The 400-nt window shown below is 61.0% G+C and carries 1 pseudogene; it reads right to left on the bottom strand.

Annotated elements, in window-relative coordinates:
• Positions 1-400: pseudogene (locus EN935_RS40430) on the bottom strand (hypothetical protein); the annotation flags it as partial.

Here is a 400-nt window from a genome sequence, read left to right as displayed (position 1 = left end):
GATAGAAGCTGGCGATCCCGAGGGTGCGGGCGCCGACTTCGGAATTCCAGCAGTAGAAGCCGCGGAAATAGAGATCCGGTTCCCCATTTGGCAGCCGCCCGGCCTCGATCGGGTTCAGATCGTCGACGAGGAACACAAAGACATCGCGATCTGACGCGTAGAGCGTCGTGGTGTCGCGGGAGATGTCGACGTGCGGATTGTAGATGCCTGTCGACCAGTCGAGCACGCCGGGTACCTTCCAACGCGTGTCGCCGGTACCGTTGCCGGCGATCTTCTGCACGGCGTCCACCAGTTCTGAGTCAAATATTCTGCCGTAATCAGGGCCTGTTACCGCTCGCAGCTCGAGGCGTCCGTTCTCGATTTCCAGCGTCTTCACCTGCTCGGCGCGGTGGTTGAGGAG

It is taken from the genome of Mesorhizobium sp. M7D.F.Ca.US.004.03.1.1 (assembly GCF_003998635.1).
Classification (GTDB): Bacteria; Pseudomonadota; Alphaproteobacteria; order Rhizobiales; family Rhizobiaceae; genus Mesorhizobium; species Mesorhizobium loti.
This window is presented reverse-complemented; position numbering and strand designations above follow the sequence as displayed.